This is a genomic window from Marivita sp. (assembly GCF_017643905.1).
GTDB lineage: Bacteria > Pseudomonadota > Alphaproteobacteria > Rhodobacterales > Rhodobacteraceae > Marivita.
On record NZ_JAEPMO010000169.1, the window covers coordinates 1 to 8,551 of the forward strand.

At 59.7% G+C, this 8,551-nt stretch carries 8 protein-coding genes; 4 read left to right on the forward strand and 4 right to left on the reverse strand.

Features of this window, described 5'->3' with window-relative positions:
• The 3 genes from JJ869_RS20035 to JJ869_RS20045 form a co-directional block, all read left to right on the forward strand.
• Positions 1-808 (forward strand): 6-carboxytetrahydropterin synthase (locus tag JJ869_RS20035; RefSeq protein ID WP_292269990.1); only part of this gene is annotated, 808 nt, incomplete at its 5' end.
• 248 nt (positions 809-1,056) lie between these two features.
• The gene (locus JJ869_RS20040; RefSeq protein WP_292269993.1) at positions 1,057-1,893 is read left to right on the forward strand and encodes a MaoC family dehydratase N-terminal domain-containing protein; all 837 of its coding nucleotides are present in this window, start codon (positions 1,057-1,059) and stop codon (positions 1,891-1,893) included.
• The gene (locus tag JJ869_RS20045) at positions 1,890-3,128 is read left to right on the forward strand and encodes a CoA transferase (protein WP_292269995.1); all 1,239 of its coding nucleotides are present in this window, start codon (positions 1,890-1,892) and stop codon (positions 3,126-3,128) included. The genes JJ869_RS20040 and JJ869_RS20045 overlap by 4 nt, the downstream gene beginning before the upstream one ends.
• Before the next feature lie 8 nt (positions 3,129-3,136).
• On the opposite strand, the gene JJ869_RS20050 is transcribed toward JJ869_RS20045, so the two are convergent.
• The 4 genes from JJ869_RS20050 to JJ869_RS20065 all read right to left on the reverse strand — a co-directional run bounded on the left by JJ869_RS20050 (position 3,137) and on the right by JJ869_RS20065 (position 7,550).
• On the reverse strand, positions 3,137-3,913 hold the full coding sequence (locus JJ869_RS20050) for an alpha/beta hydrolase (protein ID WP_292269996.1): 777 nt from the start codon (positions 3,911-3,913) through the stop codon (positions 3,137-3,139).
• Entirely contained in the window at positions 3,910-5,451 is a 1,542-nt protein-coding gene (locus JJ869_RS20055) for an ABC transporter permease subunit (RefSeq protein WP_292269998.1), read from the reverse strand. Before JJ869_RS20055 ends, JJ869_RS20050 begins: the two co-directional genes overlap by 4 nt.
• A complete protein-coding gene (locus tag JJ869_RS20060) occupies positions 5,448-6,503 on the reverse strand; it encodes a betaine/proline/choline family ABC transporter ATP-binding protein (RefSeq protein WP_292270006.1) in 1,056 nt (351 codons plus the stop codon). Before JJ869_RS20060 ends, JJ869_RS20055 begins: the two co-directional genes overlap by 4 nt.
• Positions 6,504-6,584: 81 nt before the next feature.
• Entirely contained in the window at positions 6,585-7,550 is a 966-nt protein-coding gene (locus JJ869_RS20065) for a glycine betaine ABC transporter substrate-binding protein (RefSeq protein WP_292270001.1), read from the reverse strand.
• Positions 7,551-7,817: 267 nt separating this feature from the next.
• Between JJ869_RS20065 and JJ869_RS20070 the strand changes: the two genes are divergently transcribed.
• Positions 7,818-8,498: a LysR family transcriptional regulator gene (locus JJ869_RS20070; protein ID WP_292270003.1), complete on the forward strand. Its 681-nt coding sequence runs from the start codon at positions 7,818-7,820 to the stop codon at positions 8,496-8,498.
• Positions 8,499-8,551 lie beyond the last annotated feature (53 nt).

An 8,551-nucleotide genomic window follows, 5' to 3' on the forward strand; every position in this document is an offset into this window, starting at 1 on the left:
AAGCTGGATTGCGGATGTGGTGCTTGGCGGGGAGCTGGACGAACAGGGTATGGTGTTCGACTTCAGCAACGTAAAACGCACCATCAAGCGGGTCATTGATGAGCGAGTGGACCATCGCCTGGTCATTCCCCGAGGTTACCACGGATTGTCATGGAACGAGGAAGAGCCAGACACCTTCAACTGGTCGCTGACCGATGGCAGCCAGATCACTCACCGGTCGCCGGACGAAGCCATCGTCTGGCTGTCCGCCGACCGGGTTGTGCCATCAGCTGTTGCCTCGCTGCTGGAACAGGAAATCAAGGCGGTGCTTCCCGCCAATGTAATTTCCGTGGAGATCAACCTCCGGGAAGAAGAAATCGACGGCGCCTACTATCACTACGTGCACGGCCTGAAGAAACACCTGGGCAACTGCCAGCGCATCGCCCACGGTCACCGCTCGCCGATCCGTATCGACCGTAACGGGCATCGCGATTACGACCTGGAACGCCGCTGGGCGAAACTCTGGCGCGACATCTACGTGGGTTCAGAAGAAGATGTGGTGCGTCGGCATGTGGGTGAAGACGGCGTTCGCTATGTGACCTTCGAATACGAAGCCAACCAGGGCGAGTTTGCGCTGACCCTGCCAGAGGAGCGCGTGTACATGCTGGATACCGACACGACGGTAGAGCTGATTGCCGCCCACATGGCAGACAAGCTCAAGGTGGAGTTTGCGACAGACACTGGTCATGGCGATGACTCGGCGCGCTGTCTGCGCAATTCTTTTGCCGCGATCCCGGTTGTGTCCATACCTGCAAGCTATCCCGAGTGACCTGCAGGGGAAAGCGGTCATCCACTGCGGCGAACCGCCTCTGCCACGTGGCCTGATCAGGTTTGATACGCGATTTTTTGTGCGACGCTGCAGGTGCAGAAAAAGCGGGAATTTCCTTTTCGTTCAAATGCCGCGCCTGCGAAATGGCGTGGACGGTATACCGTGGTATTCCCATAAGTACTTAATAACATTTGATTTTTTAGGATATTTGACCTATCTGCATTGGATGTTTCGTGGGGAGGAAGATCATGGATATGCTGAACCTTGATGCCTGGACTGGCCGTGTCACCCGCGAAGCAGGCTGTGTCACGCCAGAGCTTGCTCGGCAGCTTCATGCCACGGTCGGCTTCGGCAAACTGCCCGCACATGGTGACCCGTTGCCCCCGCTCTGGCATTGGTGCGCCTTCCCCATCGCAACCCCGAATGACAAGCTGGGCCGCGACGGGCATCCGCGCGAGACCGATCTCCTGCCGCCCGTGCGTCTGGACCGGCGCATGTGGGCCGGTGGCGCGTTGAAGTTCTATGGCCCCACCCTGCGCGTCGGTGATCCGTTGGAGCGGCGCTCGTCCATCAGGTCTGTGACAGAAAAAGAAGGATCGAGCGGGCCAATGGTGTTCGTGACGGTCGATCACGCGATCTATGGCCCGTCTGGATTGGCCATCGAAGAACGGCAGGACATTGTTTACCTCGAAATCCCGGAGACCTTTACGCCGCCGAAGAAAAAGCCGCTTCCGACTGCGCCGGTGGAAGAAATCGAAACAACCGAAGCGCTGCTCTTCCGGTATTCGGCTGTCACGTTCAACGCCCACCGGATCCATTATGACCTTGCCTACACCAAGGAGGTCGAGAAATACCCCGGCCTCGTGGTGCATGGCCCGTTGCAAGCCACACTGCTGATGCGTGCCGCGATCCGCGAGCGTGGCAGAACACCTAAGTATTTCGATTTCCGCGGCGTTCATCCGATGTTCGCAGGCAACCCCTGCGAAATCGCGATGGAGGCCGAAGACGCGGTTCTGAGCCTCTGGACCGGGCAGGACGGCCATCAATGCATGCAGGCCACAGCAATCTGGGCGGACGCGCAATGAGCGTTCTCAAGGGGATGCGGGTCGTTGAAGGGTCGGCCTTTGTCGCTGTGCCTCTGGCGGGCATGACGCTGGCGCAAATGGGGGCCGAGGTGATCCGCTTTGACCGTCTGGGTGGCGGTCTTGATGCCGGACGCTGGCCACTGGCCCCCAACGGGGAAAGCCTGTTCTGGGCGGGCATGAACAAGGGCAAGAAATCCATTGCCGTCGACATGAAATCTCCCGAAGGTCGCGAATTGATCACCCGGATCATCACCGCACCCGGGGACGACGCGGGCCTGTTCCTGACCAACCTGCGGGTGCGCGGCTGGATGGATTACGAAACGCTGAGCCAGTATCGGCGCGACCTTGTCATGGTCACCTTGACCGGGGACCGGCACGGACGACCTCAGGTCGATTACACCGTGAATCCGGCGCTGGGCATTCCGCATATGACTGGACCCGTGGACACCGACGAACCCGTCGCCAATGCCTTGCCTGCTTGGGATTTGATCGCGGGCAACATGTGTGTCGCAGCGCTTTTGGCTGCTGAACGGCACCGGCTGCGTGGGAAGGGTGGACAAGAAGTCGAGATCGCATTGAAAGACGTGGCAGCGGCGACGCTTGGGCATCTGGGCATGATCGGGGATGTGACCCTGAACTCCGGCGACCGTGGCAAATCCGGCAACGCACTTTATGGGGCTTACGGGCAGGATTTCGTCTGCGCAGATGGCCGCCGCGTGATGGTGATCGGCCTGACCGACCGGCAATGGCGCGGCATCTGCAAGGCGACGGGCACTGTCGAAGCGATGGCCGCGCTCGAAGCGCGACTGGGCGTGTCTCTGGCCGATGAAGGCAACCGCTGGCGCTTCCGCAATGAGATCACGGCGATCCTCAAGCCGTGGTTTGCCAAGCGCCGCGTGCCCGAGTTCGAGGCCGCGTTCAACGACGCCGGACTGACATGGTCAGAGTTCCGCACCGTGCGGGAAGCGGTGGAGCAGGACAGCGACCTGAGCACCGAGAACCCGATGTTTACCGAGGTTCAACAGCCGGGGATTGGCACGTTCCGTGTGCCTGCCCATCCGGCGGTGTTCAGCGCGCTGCAGCGTAGCCCCGCAAAACCCGCGGCGACACTGGGCCAGCATACCGAAGAGATCCTGGCCGATGTCGCGGGCTGTACCGGCACCGAGATCGCAAAGCTTTTCGATGCCGGGGTGGTGCAATCCCCAACCTTCGCCAAACCGCGCAACGCGGCCTGACCCGGCGGTCAGGTCACATGGGCTGAAGCTTCCAGAACGGCGCTGCTTCGGTCAGCCGACCCGACACCTTCGAAAAAGTCCCGCAGGATGCTGTTGAAGATACCGGGCTTTTCCAGATGCGCAGCGTGGGCACAGTTGGGGATCACCGCGAGGCTGGTGTCGTCGATGACGGTCCAGAGCTGTTCGGTCTGGTGCCACGGATAAGTGCGGTCATGATCGCCCCAGATCACAAGGGTCGGAGACTTGATCGCCACGAGGTTCGTTTCGCCGTTCCACCCCTCCATGGCGTTCAATCCTGCCACGATGGCTTGCAGGCTGCTTCGTTCCGCGATGGACGCACAGGGCTCGAACCCGGCGGCCCCCTCGCGGTCAAGGAACCATGTCGCGGCGATGCGGCGGGCGGTCTTGCGCGGGCCATCGGTCTGAGCGCGGGTTTTCGAAATGTGGATCGGCTCGAACCTGCCGGGCAGCACACCAGTGGCACCCGTTCCATAAAGAACGAGGCGGTCAACCCGGTCTGGTGACAGGGCGACCATTTCCTGCGCGATCATGCCCCCCATGGAATGTCCCAGCAGGTGGAACCGATCTATGCCCTTGGCGCGCAGATGGTCGAGTACCCATGTCGCGTAATCGGTGATCGTGTCGGGGGCCTGAAGATGGGCGTTCAGCCCGAACCCCGGTAGATCGACGGTCACAACATCCACACAAGACGCCAAAGCCTTGGTCTGTTCGGCCCATTGGCGGCTGCCGCCCATGAACCCATGCACCATGACCAAAGGCGTCATTTGCGCGCCCCTTGAACGATGCGGTCAAGGATCATCGCACAGAAGAGGATCGCGAACCCGGCAAGGATGCCCTGCCCCACATTGGCGTATTGCAGCGCTTCGAGCACGTCCTCACCCAACCCCTTGGCCCCGATGAGCGAGGCCACCACCACCATCGCCAGCGACAGCATGATCGTCTGGTTGATCCCGGCGCGGATGGACGGGCTGGCCAATGGCAGATCGACCTTGGTCAGCAGATACCACTTGTTCGCGCCGAAACTGATCGCCGCTTCGCGCACGCTTTCGGGCACGCCACGCAGGCCCAGCACCGTCAGACGCACAACGGGTGTGCCTCCAAATATCATCGTCACGATGACCGCCGCCGGTTTGCCGACGCCGAAGAAGGCGATCACCGGGACCATGAAGACGAAGGCGGGCATGGTCTGCATGAAATCCATGATCGGCTGGATGAACGCGTAAAAACGCGGGCGGCGGGCGGCAAACATGCCCAAAGGAATGCCAATGGCGATAGACAACAATGCGGCTGTGCCAAGAAGGGCAAGCGTGGTCATCGCCGCCTCCCAAAAGCCAAGCAGGCCCATATAGGCCAGGAAGGCACCAGAATAGATCGCGGTGCGCAATCCGGCTGTCAGCCATGTCAGCAAGACGATAAGGCTGACGATCACGATCCAGGGTGTCTGGACAAGGATCACCTCGAGCGCGTCCAAGAGCGACCGGATGGCAAAGGTCAGGCCGTCGAAGAATGCCTCAGAGTTGCTCACACACCACGCGATGAAGTTCTCGACCAAGGTGATTCCGGTCAGGCGGATGTCAGGATCAGTCGGAAAGGTGCTCAACAGCGAATAGCGCCCCGGAAAGCTATAGTGGACCATGGCGGTGGCCACGATGATCACCATGAACAAGGCGCTGAGGACAATGTGCTGCGGCGGCAGACCGGAGCGGACACTGCGGTCGGACAGCCATTCGGAAAACCGTACTTCAAGCGCCCAGTTGGCGACAATGGCCTGAATGACTTTGACCACGATCAGCAGGGCAATCCCGGTCAGTACAATTGTCGGCCCTTCGGCGGCCAGGGCTTCGGCTTCTGCGCGGATTCCGCCGATATTCGCTTCGAGCGAATCCACGGTGCGCTGAAACGCATCGACCCGGTCCGAATTGCTTTCAATCGCAGCGGCCAATTGCTGCCGCCGCAGTTCCAGTGTGCCTTCGATGGACGCAATCCGGGCCATGGCATCGGCGGCCAGATCTCCGAACAATCCGCGTGCGATCTGAACGAAGGCCAAGGCTTCAAGGATGAGGAAGGGCAACGCCCATGACCACAGGCCGCGCGCCCCGAACCAGATCGGGCCGAACAGACCCGCCATGAGGTTGAAGGTCGGGGTGAATCGGGACGACGCGCCGATCTTGTCGAAGTTGCGGATGTAATAGTCCGGGTTGGTGCGCACGAAGGTACGGATGTTCTCGCGGCGCTCTTCGGCATAGGCCAGAGCGGCTTCGCTTTCGGTGTCTTCAAGAGGATTGATGTCTTGCTTGTTCATGACACTTCCGTTCCCTCGATCACGGTGCGCAACAGATCCTTGCGCGTGATGACGCCGACATCCTGACCGCCGTCCTGCACGAGAACGGCACTGTCGGTGTCGATGGCGAGATTGATCAGCGTGCTGAGCGTTTCCTGCGCCCCAACCCGTGGCGCATCGGCGTCAATCGGACCGTGGGCGGCGATATGGGCGTCGATCGGCTGCATGACTGCATGGGCATGCACCACCTTGAGCCGCGAAATTCCGGCGACGAAATCTGCCACGTAGTCGTCTGCGGGATGCATGACGATGTCTTCTGCCGTGCCCATCTGAACCATTTTGCCGTCCCGCATAATCGCAATGCGGTCGCCAATGCGAACGGCTTCGTCCAGATCGTGGGTGATGAAGACGGTCGTTTTCTTGAGAATTTTGCTCAACCGGATGAATTCGTCCTGCAATTGACGCCGGATCAGCGGGTCAAGCGCCGAGAACGGCTCATCCATCAAAAGCACATCCGGGTTCGCAGCCAATGCGCGGGCCAGCCCAACACGCTGCTGCATGCCGCCCGAGAGTTCATGCGCGAATTTCGACCCCCATGGGCCGAGTTCCACGATATCGAGGATTGCCGCCGCCTGACGCATGCGTTCGTTCTTGGCGACCTGCCGGATCTCCAAGGGCATCGCCACATTATCCAGCACAGACCAGTGCGGCATCAGTGCGAAGTTCTGGAACACCATGCCGATCTTGCGGTTGCGGAAGGTCTGCAACTCTTTCGGGCCCAGCGCCATCACGTCGGTGCCTTCGATCATGATCTTGCCAGCAGTCGGTTCAAGCAACCGGTTGAAATGGCGCACCAGCGTCGATTTTCCGCTGCCGGACAGGCCCATGATGCAGAAGATTTCGCCACGATTGACCGACAGGCTGACTTCTGCAACGCCCACCACAGCGTTGTGCCTTGCCAGAACTTCGGCTTTGGTCAGCCCCTCTTCCCGGATCGCCCGCAGCGCATCGTCGGGACGGGCCCCAAAAATCTTCCAGACATTGGAAATTTCTATGACGGTTTCGTCATCCATCGGGCCACGCCTCGTCATCGGGATTTGGATAAGGTCGGCCACCGGAGACATCCCCGGCGGCCAATCGTCAAAGGGTCAGGATCAGAGGCCCAGCCACGCGTCGACACGGTCGGAGTTCGCTGCGACCCATTCCGCCGCCACTTCGGCCGGATCGCGGCCGTTGGCGCTGATTTCGAAGGCCAAAGAGCTTACGTCAGACGCTTCGAGACCAAAATTCTCGAAGAATTCGACAATCGCTGGAGACCGGTCGGCCAGTGAATTCGACCATGCGATCTGCACATCCTTTAAGGCATCTTTCGAGGCCACCATGGATTTCTTGTACCAATCGGGATCATCCGACGGCTGCACCATCACGTATTTCGCAGGATCATAGGCGGGCTCGGTCAGCATTACGACATCGAACATGAACCACACGGCGTGCGGTTCGTAGCAATAGAACGCGTAGCCTTCACCCTTGGCGATGCTGTCCTTGATACGCGCGGTCTTGACCGCTTCTTCGGCGCGGATCGGTTCGATGAAATCAAGCAGCCCGTAGTCGCGGACCTTGACCTCGTTCACGTTGGCAGACGCCCAGCCCGGCGCACCAATCCAAAGCTCACCCTTGCCGTTGCCATCGCTGTCCATCAGGGCAGCCACGTCCGGGCGACCGAGATCCGCGATATCCGTAATGTCATTGGCCTCGGCGAACTGCTTGGACACGCAGAAACCCTGGTTGCCCTTATAGGGATTCGACGAAAGCGTCACAGTGCCTGCGCCATCAACATATTGCTTGGTGAAGCTTTCCTGGTTGGGCAACCAAACATCGGGGTGTACGTCGATATCGCCCTTGCCCTGGTCCATCGCCTGGAAAATCGTGGCGTTGTTGCCCGGCATGTACTCAACCTTGCCGCCGATGCGTGTTTCCACGACGTGGCCCAGAACATGCGCGATAGCCTCCGCGCCGGTCCAGGACGGAACGCCAATCTTGACCTCTTCCGACGCGAAGGCCGGAAGGGCCAATGCGCTGACCACAGCGGCCAGCCCAATGCTTTTGATATTCTTCATCATGGTCGTCTCCTCTGTTGATGGCTGGTCGTTTTTGCCCAGCTCGACATTTTCTTTCTCTTTACACGCAAACTTCCGCGTGTTGGCAGGACCCGCTTGGACACCGCCCCCGCCGATGTCCGGCAGACGGGGCCAAGAGCGACTCATGCCCATATCGAAGCGTAGGAACAGATTCTTAGAGCACTCCAATTCAAACATTTCATCAAACTATTCCGATTTTGCATAAAGTTCTGTATGATCGTGGAAAATTCATTTTTTTCAGAGGCATGCATGGATCTCAATTGGCTGCGCGATTTCGAGTGCCTCGCACGCACACAAAACTTCACACGGGCTGCTGATGAAAGAAACATCACTCAGTCCGCGTTCAGCCGAAGAATTAAGGCTTTGGAAAGCTGGGTGGGCCTGCCCTTGGTGAATCGCGCGACCTATCCGGTGCAACTGACCGATGCGGGGTTGCAGTTCCTGCCGGTGGCCACTGCTGCGATGTCTCAATTGTCCGAAAGCCGCCAAACCCTGCGCGACGCAGACCGGGGCGAACACAGGTTCATCCGCTTTTCGGTGCTTCACACAATCTCGGTCAATTTTCTGGCCAACCGGATCGAGACATTGCAGCACAGCATGCCGGACATTCGAACACGGGTGATTTCAGACTCGCTCAGCACCTGCTGCGAGTTGCTGGTCGAGGGGGCGGTCGACATCATGCTGTGCTACACGCACAACGCCGTGTCCCTGACCATCGACGAGAAGGCATTCGACCGTAAGGATTTGCTGACGGATCGCCTGATCCCGGTTGCCGCTGCAGAGCCCGCGCTTAAGAACAGATGGGATTTGGATGCTCCGAACGGCAAGGACATTCCTTACCTCGCGTATGAGCGCACAAGCGTTCTGGGCATCGGTGTCGAAAAGACAATCGGGCGCAAACCGTTCCAGGCCGAGACGATCAATGTCTAAGGATCGGGCGAGGCGAAGAGGAGCCGGCTGAGGGCGGGGAGGGGAGGTGGGTG